The sequence below is a fragment of the Comamonas terrigena NBRC 13299 genome (assembly GCF_006740045.1).
Taxonomy (GTDB): domain Bacteria; phylum Pseudomonadota; class Gammaproteobacteria; order Burkholderiales; family Burkholderiaceae_C; genus Comamonas; species Comamonas terrigena.
On record NZ_AP019749.1, the window covers coordinates 1,071,326 to 1,088,340 of the forward strand.

General features: G+C 66.2%; 15 protein-coding genes. 5 read left to right on the forward strand and 10 right to left on the reverse strand.

All coding sequences use genetic code 11. The features are described from left to right. Positions 1 to 23: 23 nt before the first annotated feature. From CT3_RS04910 to CT3_RS04935, 6 genes are all read right to left on the reverse strand, one after another. Positions 24 to 4,229 carry a translocation/assembly module TamB domain-containing protein gene (locus CT3_RS04910; protein ID WP_066539607.1) on the reverse strand — a complete coding sequence of 1,402 codons (4,206 nt, stop codon included), beginning with the start codon at positions 4,227 to 4,229 and terminating at the stop codon, positions 24 to 26. 2 nt (positions 4,230 to 4,231) lie between these two features. Further along, positions 4,232 to 6,139, reverse strand: a complete 1,908-nt coding sequence (locus CT3_RS04915) for an autotransporter assembly complex protein TamA (RefSeq protein ID WP_066539841.1) — start codon at positions 6,137 to 6,139, stop codon at positions 4,232 to 4,234. 10 nt (positions 6,140 to 6,149) lie between these two features. Beyond that, positions 6,150 to 7,337: a vWA domain-containing protein gene (locus CT3_RS04920; protein ID WP_066539605.1), complete on the reverse strand. Its 1,188-nt coding sequence runs from the start codon at positions 7,335 to 7,337 to the stop codon at positions 6,150 to 6,152. Positions 7,338 to 7,355: 18 nt separating this feature from the next. Continuing rightward, positions 7,356 to 7,967 carry a GNAT family N-acetyltransferase gene (locus tag CT3_RS04925; RefSeq protein WP_066539601.1) on the reverse strand — a complete coding sequence of 204 codons (612 nt, stop codon included), beginning with the start codon at positions 7,965 to 7,967 and terminating at the stop codon, positions 7,356 to 7,358. Between the two features lie 76 nt (positions 7,968 to 8,043). After that, complete coding sequence (locus CT3_RS04930; RefSeq protein ID WP_066539599.1) at positions 8,044 to 8,286, reverse strand: hypothetical protein; 243 nt, start codon at positions 8,284 to 8,286, stop codon at positions 8,044 to 8,046. An 87-nt stretch (positions 8,287 to 8,373) separates the two neighbouring features. Then, on the reverse strand, positions 8,374 to 9,216 hold the full coding sequence (locus tag CT3_RS04935; protein ID WP_066539596.1) for an AAA family ATPase: 843 nt from the start codon (positions 9,214 to 9,216) through the stop codon (positions 8,374 to 8,376). A 105-nt stretch (positions 9,217 to 9,321) separates the two neighbouring features. Here CT3_RS04935 and CT3_RS04940 point away from each other — a divergent pair, with 105 nt between their 5' ends. Further along, positions 9,322 to 9,990, forward strand: a complete 669-nt coding sequence (locus CT3_RS04940; protein ID WP_066539593.1) for a c-type cytochrome — start codon at positions 9,322 to 9,324, stop codon at positions 9,988 to 9,990. A gap of 198 nt (positions 9,991 to 10,188) precedes the next feature. On the opposite strand, the gene CT3_RS04945 is transcribed toward CT3_RS04940, so the two are convergent. Then, positions 10,189 to 10,620: a DUF1841 family protein gene (locus CT3_RS04945; RefSeq protein ID WP_066539839.1), complete on the reverse strand. Its 432-nt coding sequence runs from the start codon at positions 10,618 to 10,620 to the stop codon at positions 10,189 to 10,191. A 172-nt stretch (positions 10,621 to 10,792) separates the two neighbouring features. Here CT3_RS04945 and CT3_RS04950 point away from each other — a divergent pair, with 172 nt between their 5' ends. Continuing rightward, positions 10,793 to 11,431 carry a LysE family translocator gene (locus CT3_RS04950; RefSeq protein ID WP_066539591.1) on the forward strand — a complete coding sequence of 213 codons (639 nt, stop codon included), beginning with the start codon at positions 10,793 to 10,795 and terminating at the stop codon, positions 11,429 to 11,431. 148 nt (positions 11,432 to 11,579) lie between these two features. Then, positions 11,580 to 12,053, forward strand: coding sequence for a MaoC family dehydratase (locus CT3_RS04955; RefSeq protein WP_066539590.1), 474 nt, complete (start codon positions 11,580 to 11,582; stop codon positions 12,051 to 12,053). Between the two features lie 105 nt (positions 12,054 to 12,158). On the opposite strand, the gene CT3_RS04960 is transcribed toward CT3_RS04955, so the two are convergent. The 3 genes from CT3_RS04960 to CT3_RS04970 all read right to left on the reverse strand — a co-directional run bounded on the left by CT3_RS04960 (position 12,159) and on the right by CT3_RS04970 (position 13,926). After that, positions 12,159 to 12,479 carry a DUF4148 domain-containing protein gene (locus tag CT3_RS04960; RefSeq protein WP_066539589.1) on the reverse strand — a complete coding sequence of 107 codons (321 nt, stop codon included), beginning with the start codon at positions 12,477 to 12,479 and terminating at the stop codon, positions 12,159 to 12,161. Between the two features lie 186 nt (positions 12,480 to 12,665). Beyond that, positions 12,666 to 13,151: a tRNA (uridine(34)/cytosine(34)/5-carboxymethylaminomethyluridine(34)-2'-O)-methyltransferase TrmL gene (gene trmL, locus CT3_RS04965; protein ID WP_066539587.1), complete on the reverse strand. Its 486-nt coding sequence runs from the start codon at positions 13,149 to 13,151 to the stop codon at positions 12,666 to 12,668. Positions 13,152 to 13,224: 73 nt separating this feature from the next. Further along, positions 13,225 to 13,926: a phosphoribosyltransferase family protein gene (locus CT3_RS04970; RefSeq protein WP_066539585.1), complete on the reverse strand. Its 702-nt coding sequence runs from the start codon at positions 13,924 to 13,926 to the stop codon at positions 13,225 to 13,227. Positions 13,927 to 14,009: 83 nt separating this feature from the next. Here CT3_RS04970 and CT3_RS04975 point away from each other — a divergent pair, with 83 nt between their 5' ends. Together CT3_RS04975 and coxB are read left to right on the forward strand one after the other, a co-directional pair. Further along, positions 14,010 to 14,921, forward strand: coding sequence for a class I SAM-dependent methyltransferase (locus CT3_RS04975; protein ID WP_066539582.1), 912 nt, complete (start codon positions 14,010 to 14,012; stop codon positions 14,919 to 14,921). Positions 14,922 to 15,412: 491 nt separating this feature from the next. After that, a complete protein-coding gene (gene coxB / locus CT3_RS04980; RefSeq protein WP_066539581.1) occupies positions 15,413 to 16,981 on the forward strand; it encodes a cytochrome c oxidase subunit II in 1,569 nt (522 codons plus the stop codon). The last annotated feature ends 34 nt before the right edge of the window (positions 16,982 to 17,015 follow it).

Below are 17,015 nucleotides of genomic sequence, written 5' to 3' on the forward strand. Positions count from 1 at the left end.
ATTCTACCTGCCGGCAGCGGCCTTCAGTCCTTGCGCACGGTATAGATCAGGTCCACGGCGGTCTGCAGGCCGGTCTGGCCGCGCAGCGTGAGCCGGCGGGACATCTCGTAGAAGACGTAGAGCGTGCCCATGGCGCCGTTCAGGCTCTGTTCGTAGGTGACGTACAGGTCCTTGGACAGGCGTTTGCCCAGCGTGAGTGCAGCGCCGGCATTGGCGTCGGTGCTGTCGGTGCTGGCGCCCTTGAAGCCGATCTCGTCCAGCCCCACACGGCCGGCAAAGTTCTCACTGGTGCCGCCGCCGCTGAGCAGGGCCAGTGCCGCCTGTTGCAGCAGTGCGGCCTCGGCACCGCCACTGGCCGTGTCGCGGCCCATGACGATCCAGGAGAGCTTTTCCGCGTCGGACATTTCCGGGTCGGAGAACAGGGTCACGCGCGGGTCGGTGGCGCTGCCCAGCACGCGCACGCCGGCCCGCACCGTGATGTTGGGGCGGATGGCGGTGATGTCCAGCGAGGGGTTGTTGTAGGGACCGTTGAAGCGGACCAGACCGCTTTCCACGTCCAGCGACTGTCCCCAGGCACGGTAGCGGCCTTGTTCGGTGCGCACTTCGCCCGTGATTTGCGGAGGGGCGCTGAGCGTGCTGCCGCCGCGCACCTGCAACTGGCCGCGCAGGCGGGTGGTGATGCCAAAGCCCTGCAGCGCAAAGTCACGTCCCAGGTTCAGGTTCAGCAGAATGTCCGGTACCTTGGCGGTGTTGGGGCTGGCTCCGGCGCTGGCCTGCTGTGCAGCCTGGCGGGCTTCCCTTTGGCGGCGTTCCGCCTCGGCCTTGCGGGAGGCGGCCGAGTGCACGACCACATCCTTGTCCAGCGAGGGCGCAGAGGCATCGGGCAGCAGGATGGCGGCACGGTCGACCGTCAGGTCGCCGCGCAGCACGAACTGGCCGTTGTCCAGCCGGGCCTGCATCTGCCCCGAGGTGCTGAGCTGCCGGTCGGCCCGCACCAGCACCTGCAGGCGTTCGGCGCGCAGCTGGATGTCCATCTGCATGCCCGACTGTCCGGCGGCGGGCTGCGGGTTCCAGGCCACAAAGCCGGAGCCTGTCAGCTGGCCGCCTTCCTGCGGGGCGGGGGTGAGGTTGCCGCTGTAGCCCAGGATGCGGGCCGTGCTGCCTTTGCCGCCTTGCAGCGTCAGTTCGGTGATGTCCAGCCGCGTGCCTTGCAGGCGTGCGCGCAGGCGGCCGTCGTGCAGATCCAGGCCGTCGAGCAGCGAGACGATGGACAGTTTGTCGGCCCCCAGGGTGCCGTCCCAGCGCGGATCGCTGCGTGTACCGGCAATGCGCACATCGGCGTTCAGGCTGCCGGTGACGCGCCAGCCGGGTGGCGCGAACATGGCCCAGATGCCGATGTCGGGCAGGTTGGCCTTGGCACTGCCCGAGAGGGGGGCGTTCTCCGGCCAGGCCCAGCCTTCGGCCGTGCGTTGCAGGGTGCTGCGCACGTCGGCACTGAGGTGGCCGGCGCGTTCGGTGTCCCACAGCAGCTGGGTGCGGACTTCGCTGTCGCGCATTTGCAGCTGCAGGCGCAGGTTCTGGATGCGGGCGCGCATGCCGCGGCCCGGCACGCGCTGTTGCTGCACGGCGCCATCGGCACGGCGCGCCACAGCGCCTTCGGAGCGGATGACGGTGACATTGGCGGCGGTTTCCTCTTCCACCACGGCCAGGCGGATGTCGCCACTGGCGCGTTCCAGCACCACGTCGGCCACCGGGCTTCGGCCTGTGGTGTCGATGTTCCAGCGCCCGTTCAGGCTCAGGTCGCCGCTGATGCCGGCGGCGGTCAGCGGGCCTTTGCCGGGCTCGGCGCCGAACGCATCGGCCCAGGCCAGCGGAATGCCTTGCAGCTGGCCCTGGCTTTGCACCTGCCAGCTGCCGTCGCTGCCCTGGCGCAGATTGATGGGCTGCCATTGCAGCCCGGCGGGTGCGCTGCCTGTGGGCGCGCTGACGCGCAATTGGCCGGCACTGGTGTCGATGCGCTGGCTGCGTATCGTCTGGCCCACGGTGCGCTGGCTGACGGTCAGCGGGCTGGCCAGTTCGGCTTTCCAGCTGCCGGCGCTGTCGGTGCCGGGGCTCCACTGGGCTTGCAGGCGCTCCACGCGGCCTTGCCAGTCCAGGGCGGCGGCGCCGCGGTTGGTCAGCAGGCCGCCTTGCAGCAGGGTGTCTAGGGCGATGCGCTGCGCACCCTGGCGCAGCTGCGTGTTCAGCGTGGCCTGCAACTGCTCGGGCGTGCCCTGCAGGTTCAGGCTGAACTGGTCAATGCGGGTGGTGCTGGCCTCCGGGCCGGCCGGTGTCCATTGCAGGCCCGTGCTGCGCAGGCTGGCCTGCAGTTGCAGGCCCGAGGCAACGGGTGTGGCCGCGGTGTGCTGCAGGCGCTGCTGCAGCTTGCCCCAACCACCTTTCCATTGCACGCTGGCATCTGCCGCGCCTTCCAGCCTGGCGCCCTGCAGCGTGTCTGCCATGCCGGGAAGGCGTTGCAGCCAGGCCAGCATCTGCGGGGCGGACTGCAGGCGCAGGCTGGCCTGGCCGGCACCTTCGTCCGGGCTGATGTGGCCCTGCAGCTCCAGCTGGGTACCGGGGGCCTGCAGCTGTGCGGTGGTGCGCACCAGCAGGCTGTCGCTGTGGAATTCCAGCTGCTTGCTGTCCAGCTGTGCCTGCATGGCGTTCAGGTGCAGCTGGCGCAGTGTCAGGACCGGGGCACTCCACTGGCCCTGGGCGCGCACGGCGTCGATGCGCAGCGGGCTGCTGTTGCCTGCGGTGCGCACCACGCGCCCGGTGGCCGGGCCGCGGGTGGTGGCAATGTCGACTTGGAAATCCACCACCGGCGTGGCACCGGCTTCTGCGGCCGGGGTGCGTGCGGTGATCTGGCCTTTGAGCGGGGCGGGGTCCAGCGTGCTCCACAGCGCGGCGGGATCGACCTGATGCAGCACGGCATCGCCTTGCACGCTGCGGGTGGTGCCGTCGTAGCTGCCCTGGGCCGTCAGGTGGCCGGTGCCCAGGTTGATCTGGGCTTCTTCCAGCCGCCAGGTCGTGCCTTGCTGCTGCACATCGGCTTCCAGCTGGTGGATGGGCAGGGCGCGCAGGTCCCAGGGGCCGGGAATGGCGTTGCGCACGTTGGCGCGCAGGTCCCAGCCGGTGGCGGAAGGGCCGGCCTGCACTTCACCGCTGAGCAGGGTGTGGGGACCGTCGGGCCAGAACAGCGAGACATCCACCTGGTGCAGCTGGGCGTGGGCGGACACCACGGGCTGGGGCTGCCAGGGTTGGAGCTTGGCGCTGAGCTGGGCGCGCAGCGTCTGGCTGCTGGCAATGTCTTCGGCTTCGCGGGCCGTGGGTTGCGGCAGGTCTTGCGCGCTGTCTTCCTGCACCACATCCTTGGCGTAGGCGCTGGCCTGGGCTTCGATCTGTGCGTCGGCGCCCGCCAGGGTGCCGCTCAACTGGACGGTGGCCAGGGTCTGCAGCCGCATGTCCTGTTCGGGCAGGGCGGTCTGGATGCTGCCGCGCAGATGGGCTTCCAGCTCCATGGGGGCCGCGCCTTGCAGCTTGAGCTGGGCGGCGTAGCGGCCTTCTGCCCAGCGCAGCGAGTTCACGGCCAGCTGGTGGTGGCTGCCGGTGTAGCGGTAGTGGCCCTGCAGCTCGGTCGCCTGCACCTCGGGCGTACCTTGCCAGACCACGGTGTCCACCTGGAACGGCAGGTCGATGCGCAGCGGCAATGTCAGCGACTGCAGCGGTTCGGTCGGCGTCTGGTCCGTGGGGTCGGGGGTGCTGCGGATGCGCACCGTGCCGATGTGCACCTGGCCCAGGCGCAGCTCGCGTGACAGCAGCGGGGACAGCTGCCAGCCGATGTCGGCCTGCTCCACTTCCACCTGCAGGGTGGGACTGGTCCAGCGCAGCCAGCCGATCTTGCCGCCATGGCGCAGCGTGCCCTGCACCTCCTTGGCTTCCAGCGTCTGCCCGGAAGGCAGCCAGCCGGCCACGCGGGTGAGGGTGCTGGCCAGGGAGTCGGCCTGGCCCATCCACCACCAGCCGCCGCCCAGCAGCACTGCCAGCAGCAGCACCAGGGCGGCCAGGGCCAGCAGCAGTTTGTGCCACCAGCGGCGGGGGCTGCGTGCCGGCGCAGCGGGTGGCGGGCTGCCATCCCGTGCAGAAGCGGGGAGGTCAGAGGAAGAGGGGGATACGGTGGGATCTGCCATGGTCAGAAAGTGAAGCCCATGCGCAGGTGCAGGCGGAATTGTTGGGTTTTGATGCCGTAGGCGATATCGGCCTGGACCGGGCCCACCGGGCTGGCCCAGCGGATGCCGGTGCCCACGCCGGTGTAGACCGTCATCTGGCTGGGTTTGTCGGCCACGCTGCCGGCATCCACGAACACGGTCTGCTCCCAGTCGGAGCGGTTGCCGCGCACGGTGATGGGGCGCTGCCATTCCACGCTGCCGGTCACCATATAGCGGCCGCTGATGAGCTTGCCCAGCTCGTTCTCCACCCCGATGGACTGGTAGCGGTAGCCGCGCACCGTGGTGTCGCCACCGGTGAGGAACAGCTGGGTGGCGGGAATGTCCACGCCGTCCTTGGCAATCACGGCGCCGCCGGCGGCACGCAAGGCCAGGCGGCTTTGGCGCCGGCCTGCCTGGTCCGGGTCACCCAGACCGATCAAGGTAAGCCAGCGTGCCGACACGCGGCCGAACGGCTCGCGCTCCGGCGTGAGGGTGGTGCCGGCGCCGACTTCCCAGGCAAAGCCGAAGCCGCTGGTGGGCGAGATCGGGTTGTTGAAGTAACGCCCGGTCCAGCCGTAGTTGGCGGTGATCGACGAGCTGCTGGTGGGCGCGCCCGTGCCCTGCAGCTTGGTGAAGTCGTACTGCAGGTAGTAGTTGCGGTCGATGCGGTCGGCACTCTTGGTGCGGCCGAACTGCAGCTGCAGGCTGTTGGTGTTGTAGTCGCCCAGCTCCTCGCGTTCGGCCTTGGCGCCGGTGAACCAGGCCCAGCCGTCTTCGTTAGGCAGGTCGACCAGGCGGGTGGACAGTATGGGGTTCTTGGTGTCGAGCTGCAGCTTGCTGACCGCACGCCAGCCCAGGCCGGGCACCCGGTTGTGGATGTGGTCCACGGATAGGCGCGGGCCGGTGTCGGTGCTGGCGCCGACGCCGAACACCCATTTCTGCAGCTTGGCTTCGCGCACCTGGGCGATGACGGGGGCATGCACTTCGGACTGGCCGGGCTGGGCGGCATCGGTGTCCAGGGTCAAAAATACCGAATCAAAGTAACCGCTGTTCGACAGGCGCTGCTGTGCATCCAGCAGCGAGGTCTGCTTGTATTCCTCGCCCACCGGCAGGCGGGCGATGCGGCGCATGCCTTCCGGGTCGTAGCGCGGCGGGGCGTCGACATCCTGCTCGCCATCCTCGGTCCGGGTGCTGTAGTTCAGTTGCAGCGGGCCAAAGTAATACGCGGGGCCCGGTGCGTAGTCGATGGACAGATCGGCCTTCTGGATGTCGGCGTCGATGTCGGCCTTGCTGCTGGCAATGCTGGCCGTGGGAAAACGCTGGGCCTGGAGGCTGCGCAGCCCCTGGCTCTTGGCGCCGCCCCAGGCCGACTGGGTGAACTGTTCGCCCGGAGTCAGGCCCCAGTTCTTGCGGATGTCGTCGCGCTGCCAGTCGCTGTGGGTTTCCTCGGCATTCAGGCCGGAGAAGCGGATGTCGGCCGTGCGGATGGTGGTGGGCGGGCCGGGATCGACCTTGACGGTGACCTCCATCGGCGCCTCTTTGGAGTCGGGCGTGTCCTTGAGCTCCAGCTGGATCTGGGGCGAGAAATAGCCCAGCGTGCCGATCAGGTCGCGGATGTTGCTGTCGGAGGCGTTCAGCAGGCTGACCACTTCGCGGCGGCGCAGATCGGGGTGCTGGCTGAAGCGCACCAGTTCCAGGTGTTTTTCCAGCAGCTCGCGCACGCCGTCCGGGGCCTCGACCTCCACGCTGAAGCTGGGCGGCCCGGAAGGCACGGACGCGGCGGCCGCGTCAGCGGAGTGGTTCTTGGAGAGCAGACTGCAGCCGCTCAGCAATAGCGAGCCGGCCAACAAAAACGCCGACCCTGGGGCCGGCGCCGTTGTGGGGGAAAGCATGGGCATTTCCCTATTTTGACAGCAGCCTCATGGTTTCTTCCAAACCCTTCAGTGACAAAGGGTACATCCGTCCGCCCACCAGGCGGCGGATCAGGTCGATGCTCTGGCGGTACTCCCACACGCCCTGCGGCTCGGGATTGACCCAGGCATGGTGCGGGAAGGCATGCGTCAGACGCTGCAGCCATTCGGCACCGGCTTCCTCGTTGTTGTATTCCACGCTGCCGCCGGGCTGGGTGATTTCGTAGGGGCTCATGGTGGCATCGCCCACAAAGATCAGCTTGTAGTCCTTGTTGTACTTGCGGATGATGTCCCAGGTGTCGAACTTCTCGCCAAAGCGGCGTTTGTTGTTCTTCCACATGAAGTCGTAGACGCAGTTGTGGAAGTAATAAAACTCCAGGTGCTTGAACTCGCTCTTGACAGCGGAGAACAGCTCTTCGACGCGCTGGATGTGGTCGTCCATGGTGCCGCCCACGTCCATCAGCAGCAGCACTTTCACATTGTTGTGGCGCTCCGGCACCATCTTGATGTCCAGCCAGCCGGCGTTGGCTGCCGTGCTGCGGATGGTGTCGGGCAGGTCCAGCTCCAGCTCGCCGCCCTGGCGGGCGAACTTGCGCAGGCGGCGCAGCGCCACCTTGATGTTGCGCGTGCCCAGCTCCTGGGTGTCGTCGTAATCGCGGTAGGCGCGCTGCTCCCACACCTTGACGGCGCTGCGGTTCTTGCCCGGCCCGCCAATGCGGATGCCCTGCGGGTTGTAGCCACCGTGGCCGAAGGGGCTGGTGCCGCCGGTGCCTATCCATTTGTTGCCGCCTTCGTGCCGACCCTTCTGTTCCTCGAGGCGCTTCTGGAGGGTCTTCATCAGCTCGTCCCAGCCCATTTTCTGGATGGCGGCTTTCTGCTCGTCCGTCAGCTCCCGCTCCAGCATCTTGCGCAGCCATTCGGCAGGCAGTTCCTTGCTAAAGTCGGTGAGCATTTCCACGCCCTTGAAGTAGGCGGCGAAGGCGCGGTCGAACTTGTCGTAGTGCTTCTCGTCCTTGACCAGGGTGGTGCGGGCCAGGAAGTAGAAGTCATCCATGCTCCAGCCGTCTTCGCTCTGGGGGCCGACCACGCCTTTTTGCAGCGCTTCCAGCAGGGTGAGCAGTTCCTTGACGGACACCGGCAGCTTGGCCGCCCGCAGGGTGTAGAAGAAGTCGATCAGCATGGTGGGGCCTCCGGGCGCTCAGGGCTGGCGCAGGTGTTGCTTCATCTTGTCGAGCAACTGGGCGCGGCTTTCCGGCCATTCGCCGGCGCGCAGGCTGTACATCACCGTGTCGCGGATGGTGCCGTCGCGGCGCAGGGCGTGGCCGCGGATCACGCCGTCCTTGCGGGCACCCAGGCGTTCGATGGCGCGCTGGCTGGCAAAGTTGAAGTTGTCGGTGCGCCAGCCCACCACATGGCAGCCCAGGGTGTCGAAGGCGTGGCCCATCATCAGCAGCTTGGCGGTGGTGTTCACATGGGTGCGCTGGCAGCGCTGGGCGTACCAGGTGTAGCCGATCTCCACGCGCTGCACGGCGGGCAGGATGTCGTGGTAGCTGGTGCTGCCCAGCACTTCGCCGGAGGCATCGTCCAGCACGGCAAAGGCAAAGCGGTTGCCGGCCGCGCGCATCTGCAGCGCGGTCTCGATGTAGGCGCGGGTGTCCTGCGGCTCGGGCACCGAGGTGACGCGGATATTCCACAGCTGTCCATCGGCCGCCGCTGCACGCAGCCCTTCTTCATGCGCCAGTTCCAGCGGAACCAGGCGCACGCCATGCGCTTGCAGGGTGACGGGGGTGACGAAGGCTGTGGTGTTCATGGTGTGGGGTTCCAACAATCGGTTCCAGACATTCTCGCGCGGGGAAGCTGACAGAAGCTGGCTGGGTGAGGGCTGCTCAGGGACGTTCCGCCGCCTGCGCATGCTGGGCGCGGGCCGCACGCCAGCGCCGTGCCAGCTGCAGGCCCAGGCCGCCGCCCAGGCCGACGCAGACAATGCCCAGCAGGCTGGTTGCGCCGTAGCCGGCGTCGAAGATGTTCCAGCCCGCCGCCTGGCCCAGGCCGTAGCCGGCCAGTGCGCCCGCAATGAAACCCACGGCGTCGCTGACGCCTTCCAGCAGCAGTTTCTTGGCAGTGCTCATGGTCTGTCTCCCTGTGTGTATGGTGAACGTTTGACCATAGCAGGGCGGGTGGATGGGCGGCAGCGGGTATGCCCTTTGCGCGCGGGCTCAGCGGTTGCGCTGGTTCATGAAGACCAGCTTTTCGAACAGGCTCACATCCTGTTCGTTCTTCAGCAGCGCACCCACCAGCGGCGGTACGGCCACCTTGCTGTCGGCCGATTGCAGGGCTTCGGGCGGAATGTCTTCGGCCAGCAGCAGCTTGAGCCAGTCGATCAGCTCGGAGGTCGAAGGCTTTTTCTTCAGGCCCGGGATGCCGCGGATGTCGTAGAAGCTCTTCATCGCTGCCGTCAGCAGCTCGCTCTTGAGCGTGGGGAAATGCACGTCCACGATCTGGCGCATGGTGTCCGCTTCGGGGAACTTGATGTAGTGGAAGAAGCAGCGGCGCAGGAAGGCGTCGGGCAGCTCTTTTTCGTTGTTCGAGGTGATGAAGACCACCGGGCGGTGCTTGGCGCGGATCATCTCGCGCGTCTCGTAGCAGTAGAACTCCATGCGGTCGAGTTCGCGCAGCAGGTCGTTGGGGAATTCGATGTCCGCCTTGTCGATTTCGTCGATCAGCAGCGCCACGGGCTGATCGGCGGTGAAGGCCTGCCACAGCACGCCTTTGACAATGTAGTTCTGGATGTCCTTGACCTTCTCATCACCCAGCTGCGAATCGCGCAGGCGGCTGACGGCGTCGTATTCATACAGACCTTGCTGGGCCTTGGTGGTGGATTTGATGTGCCACTGCAACAGCGGCATGTCCAGCGCGTCGGCCACTTCCTCGGCCAGCATGGTCTTGCCGGTGCCGGGTTCGCCCTTGACCAGCAGCGGACGCTGCAGCGTGATGGCTGCGTTGACGGCCAGCATCAGATCCTGGGGTGCGACGTAGTTCTCGGTGCCTTGGAATTTCATGGTCTATATCAGCGTAAACATTGATTAGGGCGCTTGACGGTTCTCGCCATAATGAATCTGTGTGAGCCAAATCCCAGCTAAAACTTCCCAAGGATTGTGCGCGCAATGAACAAAAAGCTGTCCACGATAGGGCTCTTGGTTGTCGCTTCTGTGACCTTCACAGCATCGGCCCAGGAGATCAAGGGAGACGCCCAGGCGGGCGCAAACAAGGTGGCCATGTGCATAGGCTGCCACGGTATCGAAGGCTACCAGGCCAGTTTCCCAGAGGTGTACAAAGTGCCCAAGATTTCGGGCCAGAGTGCACGCTATATCGAATCCGCGCTGGCGGCCTATAAAAAGGCCGACCGCCGCCATCCCACCATGCGCGGCATTGCGGATTCGCTGACCGATCAGGACATGGCCGATGTGGCCGCTTTCTATGCCGGTCAGAACGCGCCTGCAGCCGGTTCTGCCAGCGCGGCCAAGGCGCACGATCCGGCGCCTGCCGTGGCAGCGCTGATCCAGAAGGGGGCCTGCTTCTCCTGCCATGGCGAAGGCTTTGCCAAGCCCATCGACCCGGCCTATCCCAAGGTGGCGGGCCAGCATGCAGACTATGTGTATGCCGCCCTCAAGTCCTACCAGCGCGATGCCAGCAAGGGCACGGTGGGGCGCAGCAATGGGGTGATGGCCGGCATTGCCAAGCAGTTCACGCTGCAGGAGCTCAAGCAGCTGGCGGGCTATATCGGCTCGCTGGAAGGCGATCTGCACACGGTGCCGGAATCGCGCTTTCGCTGATACAGGCTGCCGCACGGCGGCATGGGCTCACAGCCACGTAGCCCAGCAGCTCCACGGCCCGCCTTGTGCGGGCTTTGTCTTGGCGCGCTCGGCGCATGCACGGCATGAAAAAGGCTGCCACAGCGCCTGGTGTGCGCAGCGGCAGCCTTTGTCTTGGGGCGTTCAGCAGCTTGTTGCCTGGTGGGTGTGGTCTGGCGCTCAGTCCTGGGTGGCGCGGCGTTGCACCGCAGCCACGTAGGCATTGCCATCGGGCGGACGGCCGCTGCGCTGGCTTTCCCACAGCATGGTGCCCAGGCATTCCATCACTTCGTGGTGAGCGTCATGCAGGTCGCGCTTGCGGGCCAGCAGTTCCACGGCCTGGCGGATGCCGCGGGGGGAGTCCACGCTGCACTGCTCGCTGATGGACAGGTGCATGGACAGGTGCAGGAAGGGATTGGTGCGGCCGGGCTCGGCGTCGTAGTTGCGCGCCACGGCGGCGTCCACATCGTCCAGCTCGGCAAAGTATTCGGGGTGTTCGGCAATCCACAGGCTGGCCAGCATCTCGATGGCTTCCATGGGGGATTCGCTCTTCATCTTGGCGCGCACGCTGCAGAAGAAGCGTCGCACGTCCGCTTGCGAAGGGTTGAAGATCATGGCCGGCAGCGTAGCACGGGGGCAGTGGGCCGCGCTGGCCGCGGCATTCAGCCGCGCGCGGGCCTGTGTCGCACCGGGCGCCAGCACGCCATGCGGGGCAGGCGTAAGATGCGCCGCTTTGGTGCATTGCTGTGGCAATGCGGTGTGGCGACGGCAGGGCAGGTGTGGCATGGATGTGCAGACGTGGTGGGCTTTCTTTATGGCGTGTTGGCTGATTGCCTTGTCGCCAGGGTCGGGCGCGGTGCTGTCCATGAGCCACGGGCTGAACTACGGCCTGCGCAAGAGCAGCGCCACGGTGTGCGGCCTGCAACTGGGCCTGCTGCTGATTCTGCTGGTGGCCGGCGGCGGCGTGGGCACCTTGCTGATTGCCTCGGAATGGGCGTTTGCGGCGGTGAAGATCCTGGGGGCCTGCTACCTGATCTACCTGGGCTGGAGCCAGTGGCGCAGCGTGGGCAACGGTCTGGACATCGGCCATGCCCAGGGCGCTCCGGCCCTGACCTGGCGCCAGCGCGTGCTGGCCGGTTTTCTGACCAATGCCACCAACCCCAAGGGGATCATCTTCATGGTGGCGGTGCTGCCGCAGTTTCTGACCGAGCAGCGCCCGCTGTGGTTGCAGCTGGCCATCATGTCGGCGACTTGCATTGGCGTGGACATGGTGGTGATGCATGGCTATGCCGGCAGCGCCAGTGCACTGCGCCGCTGGATGCGCAGCCCCGAAGCCATGCGCTGGCAGAACCGTGTCTTTGGCGGCTTGCTGATGCTGGTGGGGATCGGCCTGTTCTTTGTGCAGCGCGGCGCCGGCCACTGAACGCACCGGTATCCAGGTCAACACTGCATGCGCTACTGCCGCGCTTGAGCAGTCGTTTGGCCTGTAGGGAGGGCCACATCCTGGGGCTTTCCCTCAACTGTCCCGTGACCGACAAAGCCTGCGCGGCCTGCTGGCTACAGTGGGTCGCATGACGAAACGACGCTTTGCCTCTTACGCCGATGTGCGTGCTTCCGTGGGCCAGGATGTGGCCGTGACGGACTGGATCACCATCACCCAGGAGCAGGTCAACCAGTTCGCCGAGGCGACGGGCGACCACCAGTGGATTCATGTGGATCCCGAGCGGGCCAAGAAGGGCCCGTTTGGTGCGCCGGTGGCCCATGGCTATCTGACGCTGTCGCTGCTGGCGCAGTTCATGCAGCAGACAGTGACGGTGGATGGCGCCACGATGGGCGTGAACTACGGTCTGAACAAGGTGCGCTTTCCCGCCCCCGTACCGGTGGGCAGCCGGCTGCGCGCCCACATCAAGCTGCTGGCGGCCGAGCCGGTGCAGCCCGACGGCATGCAGATGACCTGGGGGGTGACGGTGGAGCGCGAAGGCAGCGACAAGCCCGTGTGCGTGGCCGAGACGCTGAGCCGCAGCCACGGTGCGGCCCAGGGCTGAACGCCGCCGTCTTCTTTTTTCGGTCCCATGAAAAAGCCCCGTCTGCGCAGGCAGCGGGGCTTTGCATTGGGCGCTTTTGCCAGGAGCAAATGCGCGGGCTGGGGCTTACAGCTCGCCGTGCACGATGCTGCCGTCCTTGATGGCGGCCAGGGTTTCGGCACGCACGGCCTCGCGGCTCACGGCCGAGCGGGTGGTCAGCTCATCGGCACGCAGTTGCAGCTGGTCGCCTTCGGCCACGGCCATGCGGTGGTTTTGGCGGGCATCCTGCAATTCAGCCAGCACCTGCGCACGGGTCAGGGTGCTGTGGCTTTCCACCACGGGAGGCCAGCCTTGCTCGCCCAGGGGAGCCGACATACCGGCGGCCTGGCTGCCCAGTGCGGTCAGGGCCAGAGCTGCGGCGATGCTGAGGGTGTGAATGCTTTTCATGGAATGTCCTTTTCGTTCAACTTCCGGTGTGGCGCTGTGGCGTTACCGTATGGATGAACTGTAGATCGTTCCATATGTGAAGATAAGCATGTAAATTTACGACTCATTGTTTCGAATTCATTGTCAATGAGACGGAACTTTTGCACTATTTCAGGCATCGTGCACCGAAGCGGTGCCGCCGCAGTCTCAGCCTGCCGTCTGGCCTGCGGGGGCGGCAAAACCGTTCTGGCGCCAGGCCTCGAACACCGTGACCGCCACCGCATTGGACAGGTTCAGGCTGCGCTGGCCTGCCACCATGGGCAGGCGCAGGCGCTGGCTTTCGGGAAAGCTGTTGCGCAGATCCGCAGGCAGGCCTCGGGTTTCGCAACCGAAGACCAGCCAGTCGCCGGGCTGGAAGGCCAGATCAAACGCCGGGCGGCTGCCATGGGTGGTCATGGCAAACATGCGCTCGGGCGCGGGCTGCATGGCGGTCAGAAAGGCTTGCCAGTCGGCATGGCGGCGCACCGGGGCGTATTCGTGGTAGTCCAGCCCGGCGCGGCGCATGTGGCGGTCTTCCATGGAAAAGCCCAGGGGCTCGATCAGGTGCAGATCGCAGCCGGTGTTGGCGGCCAGGCGGATGACGTTGCCCGTGTTCGGTGGAATCTCGGGCTCAACAAGAACAATGTGGAACATAAGGGGCGTATTGTCCGCTGTGACCGCCGTCCCTGTGGTGCGCACCCCTATGGCGCAGGTGTGAGGTAGGGGGCTAGGGCGTGCGGGCCAGGGCCACGGCATGCACCTGGCCGGCGCCTGCGGCCAGCAGCGCCTGCGCGGCGGCCTGCAGGGTCGCGCCCGTGGTGATGACATCGTCCACCAGCAGCACGGTCTTTCCATCCAGCAGGCCCTGGTGTTGCGGTGGCACGCTGAAGGCGCCGCGCAGATTGCGCAGCCGTGCGGCGCGGCCCTGGCGCATCTGGGTGGGCGTGTCGTGCGTGCGTTGCAGCAGCTGCGGCTGGATGGCCGGGCAATCCAGCGCGCGGGCCAGCAGCAGTGCCTGGTTGTAGCCGCGGCTGCGCAGGCGCTGCGGGGACAGCGGAATCGGGATGGTGAGCGCACAGCCGTCGCGCAGCGCGGGCCAGGCGGCGTGCTGCTGCAGCCATTGCGCCAGATGGCGGCCGACGGCCGGCTGGGCATGGAGCTTCCACTGCGTCAGCGGCAAGGCCCAGGGGTAGCCGTAGTCCACGGCGACCAAGCAGTGCTGCAGCACCGGCGGGTGGCGCAGGCATTGCCCGCAGTGTGCGCCGGCATGTGCATCCGGCAGGCGCAGGGCGCAACTGCGGCAGCGCGGCACATGCTGTGCAAAACGCGCCTGGCACTGCGCGCACAGTGGCTGCGCGGGCCAGCTGCCGCAGGCCAGGCACTGGCTGGGAATGCGGGCGGATAGCCATGCCGGGATGTGCAGACGCATGGAATCAATATACTGCCGCCCGCAGCGCCACCGTCATGCCGGATGTGCGCCGACTGTCCGATTGCCTCCCCATCTGTTGTTCCATGTCTACTGCTCTGCCGCCCACCATCGACCCCGTTGCCGCCGCCCGCTGGCAGGCCCAGGCGCCTGCGGCATCGCCGTGGCTGCACGAAGAGGTGGCGCGCCGCATGCAGGACCGCCTGCAGTGGATGGCCAAGCCGCCGCAGTCGTGGCTGGACTGGGAGCCGGTACGCGGCGGACTGCAGGCGCACGCACTGGTGGCGCAGCGCTATCCGCAGGCGCAGTCCTGGGTGCATGAACCGCAGGCGCAGCGCGCCGAAGCGGCGCACAAGGCGCTGGGCAAGGCCTGGTGGAGCATGGAGCGCTGGGCGGGCAAGCAACCCCGCTTTGGTCTGCCGGCTGCCGGGCAGGAAGTGGACATGCTGTGGGCCAATATGCAGCTGCACATGGCGGCAGACCCGCTGGCCCTGCTGGCGCAGTGGCACAAGGCTCTGGCGGTGGATGGCTTTGTGATGTTTTCCTGCCTGGGGCCCGACACGGCCCAGGAGCTGCGGGACGCCTACCAGCAGGCGGGCTGGCCGGCGGCGGGCCACAGCTTCACGGACATGCACGACTGGGGAGACATGCTGGTGCAAAGCGGCTTTGCGGAGCCGGTGATGGACATGGAGCGCATCACGCTGACCTTTGCTTCGCCCGAGCGTCTGCTGCAGGAATTGCGCGAGCTGGGATGCAATCTGCATCCGCAGCGCTTTGCCGGTCTGCGTGGACGGCAATGGCGTCTTGACCTCCATCAATTGCTGGATGGCGCGCTGCGTTTACAGGAGCAGGATGGACAGCTGGCGTTGACCTTCGAAGTGGTCTACGGCCATGCTTACAAGCCAGCACCCCGGGTCCGTGCGGCCGGGGAAAGCAGTGTGCCGTTGGACGATATGCGGGCGATGTTGCGGCAAGGTCGCAACACGGGTTTGCGATAACACAAAAGGCGCTTATGCCCCTTTGATTCCACGCAAAGCGACCTACAATTTTTTCAACCACTGACACACGAGCTTTTCTCCAGACCGCATGACTCCAGGCTGGGGAGAGGGCCCCCACGGCCGCATGCCGTCAGGAGAAAAAAATTGGTGTTTCGCATTGCCTTGGAGTCGGGCCTGCGCCCTGCGCGCGCACAGGCCTGCATGCTGAAGTTTCACGCGACGCAGAGGGCGTCTTCTCGGGCTTTTCAGGCTGCTTCCTGGAAACGCGTCGGCACTGCTTCATCCACTATTTTCTTTGCGGCGGCACAGGCTGTGGTGCTGCAGCTTGCGGTTGGCCTGCGTGCAGGCATGGATCGATGTGGGCGTACCCGTGGGAGCGGGCTGCGCCGCGCTGGTTGGTTTTTCTGAGTTGAGTGCGCGCAGGTGTGCGGCTGTAGCCCCCTGCCTGCCAGGTTCCCTGTTTCTAGTGGCCCAAGACTTGAGCGAGAACTATGAAAAGCATCCCCTTTCGGCCCCTGCGTCTCACGATGATGTCCGCTGCAGCCTGGATGGCGCAGGCGGCCTATGCGGTCCAGGACCTGCCCGGCGGCCCTGCGGTGCGTCAGCTCAATCTGCACCCCCCGGTCACGCGCATTGCACAGGAGCAGCATTTTCTGCACTGGATGATGCTGGGCATCTGCACGGTGATCTTCGTGGCCGTGTTTGCGGTGATGTTCTATTCCATCTGGAAACACCGCCGCTCCCAAGGCGCCAAGGCCGCCAATTTCCATGAATCGGCCACGGTGGAAATCGCCTGGACCATCGTGCCCTTCATCATCGTGATCCTGATGGCCTTGCCGGCCACCAAGGTGCTGGTGGCGCAGAAGGACACCACCAATGCCGACCTGACCATCAAAGTGACAGGCTACCAGTGGAAATGGGGCTATGACTACCTGAAAGGGGAGGGCGAGGGGCTGAGCTTCATCTCCACGCTGGACACCAGCCACCGGGTGTTGTCCAACAGCGGCAATGTCAAGGATGCGCCGCCCGACTATCTGCTCAAGGTGGACCAGCCGCTGGTGGTGCCGGCCGGCAAGAAGGTGCGCATCATCACCACCGCCAACGATGTGATCCACTCCTTCATGGTGCCTGCCTTCGGCATCAAGCAGGATGCGATTCCCGGCTTTGTGCGCGACACCTGGTTCAAGGCGGAAAAGCCGGGCGACTACTACGGCCAGTGCGCCGAGCTGTGCGGCAAGGAACACGCCTACATGCCCATCCATGTGAAGGTGCTGCAGTCCGACCAGTACAAGACCTGGGTGGAGGAAGAAACCAAGAAGGCTGCCTCCAAGCGCGACGATCCCAACAAGGAATGGAAGCTGGACGAGCTGGTTGCGCGCGGCGAAAAAGTCTATGCCGCCAACTGCGCGGTCTGCCACCAGCCCAATGGCAAGGGGGCGGGCCCCATCAAGGCGCTGGATGGCAGCCCGGTGGTGCTGGGGCCGCTGGCGGAGGCCATGCATGTGGTGCTGGAAGGGCGCAACAACGGTGCCATGCCTTCGTGGAAGGCGCTCAGCGATGTGGAGCTGGCCGCGGTGCTGACCTTCGCCAAGAACCACTGGAGCAACAAGACCGGGCAGCTGATCCAGCCCGCGCAGTTCAAGGATGCGCGGGGCGGCAAGTTCCCCGAAGGCGGGGCGGCAGCCCCCGGCGCGGCACCGCCCGCTGCGGCAGAACCTGTGGCAGGGGCAGCTGCTGCCGCGCCACAGCCCTACCAGGTGTTTTTTGCCACGGGCGACAAGGCGCTGAATGCCGAGGCGCAGGCCGTGGTGGCCCAGGCTGCGGAGTATCTGAAAGCGCATGCCGACAGCAAGGTGGCCCTGTCGGGCTTTGTGGATGCCACCGGCAATGCCGACCAGAACACCGAACTGGCCAAGCAGCGCGCGCAGAACGTGGCCAAGGCCCTGACGGATGCAGGTGTGGCACAGGAGCGCATTGCCCTGCACAAGCCCACCACCATCACCGCAGGTGCCGGGTCCGATCAGCAGGCCCGTCGTGTGGACATCGTGGCCGCGCAGTGATGCGCAGCAGGCAGTGAATACCGGAGACATTCCT

Excerpts from the sequence above, each read along its gene's own strand:
- CT3_RS04915 (WP_066539841.1), bottom strand. The coding sequence starts at position 6,139 with ATGCTTTCCCCCACAACGGCGCCGGCCCCAGGGTCGGCGTTTTTGTTG.
- CT3_RS04960 (WP_066539589.1), bottom strand. The coding sequence starts at position 12,479 with ATGAAAAGCATTCACACCCTCAGCATCGCCGCAGCTCTGGCCCTGACC.
- CT3_RS04925 (WP_066539601.1), bottom strand. The coding sequence starts at position 7,967 with ATGAACACCACAGCCTTCGTCACCCCCGTCACCCTGCAAGCGCATGGC.
- CT3_RS04975 (WP_066539582.1), top strand. The coding sequence starts at position 14,010 with ATGTCTACTGCTCTGCCGCCCACCATCGACCCCGTTGCCGCCGCCCGC.
- trmL (WP_066539587.1), bottom strand. The coding sequence starts at position 13,151 with ATGTTCCACATTGTTCTTGTTGAGCCCGAGATTCCACCGAACACGGGC.
- CT3_RS04940 (WP_066539593.1), top strand. The coding sequence starts at position 9,322 with ATGAACAAAAAGCTGTCCACGATAGGGCTCTTGGTTGTCGCTTCTGTG.
- coxB (WP_066539581.1), top strand. The coding sequence starts at position 15,413 with ATGAAAAGCATCCCCTTTCGGCCCCTGCGTCTCACGATGATGTCCGCT.
- CT3_RS04910 (WP_066539607.1), bottom strand. The coding sequence starts at position 4,229 with ATGGCAGATCCCACCGTATCCCCCTCTTCCTCTGACCTCCCCGCTTCT.
- CT3_RS04955 (WP_066539590.1), top strand. The coding sequence starts at position 11,580 with ATGACGAAACGACGCTTTGCCTCTTACGCCGATGTGCGTGCTTCCGTG.
- CT3_RS04930 (WP_066539599.1), bottom strand. The coding sequence starts at position 8,286 with ATGAGCACTGCCAAGAAACTGCTGCTGGAAGGCGTCAGCGACGCCGTG.
- CT3_RS04950 (WP_066539591.1), top strand. The coding sequence starts at position 10,793 with ATGGATGTGCAGACGTGGTGGGCTTTCTTTATGGCGTGTTGGCTGATT.
- CT3_RS04970 (WP_066539585.1), bottom strand. The coding sequence starts at position 13,926 with ATGCGTCTGCACATCCCGGCATGGCTATCCGCCCGCATTCCCAGCCAG.
- CT3_RS04935 (WP_066539596.1), bottom strand. The coding sequence starts at position 9,216 with ATGAAATTCCAAGGCACCGAGAACTACGTCGCACCCCAGGATCTGATG.
- CT3_RS04920 (WP_066539605.1), bottom strand. The coding sequence starts at position 7,337 with ATGCTGATCGACTTCTTCTACACCCTGCGGGCGGCCAAGCTGCCGGTG.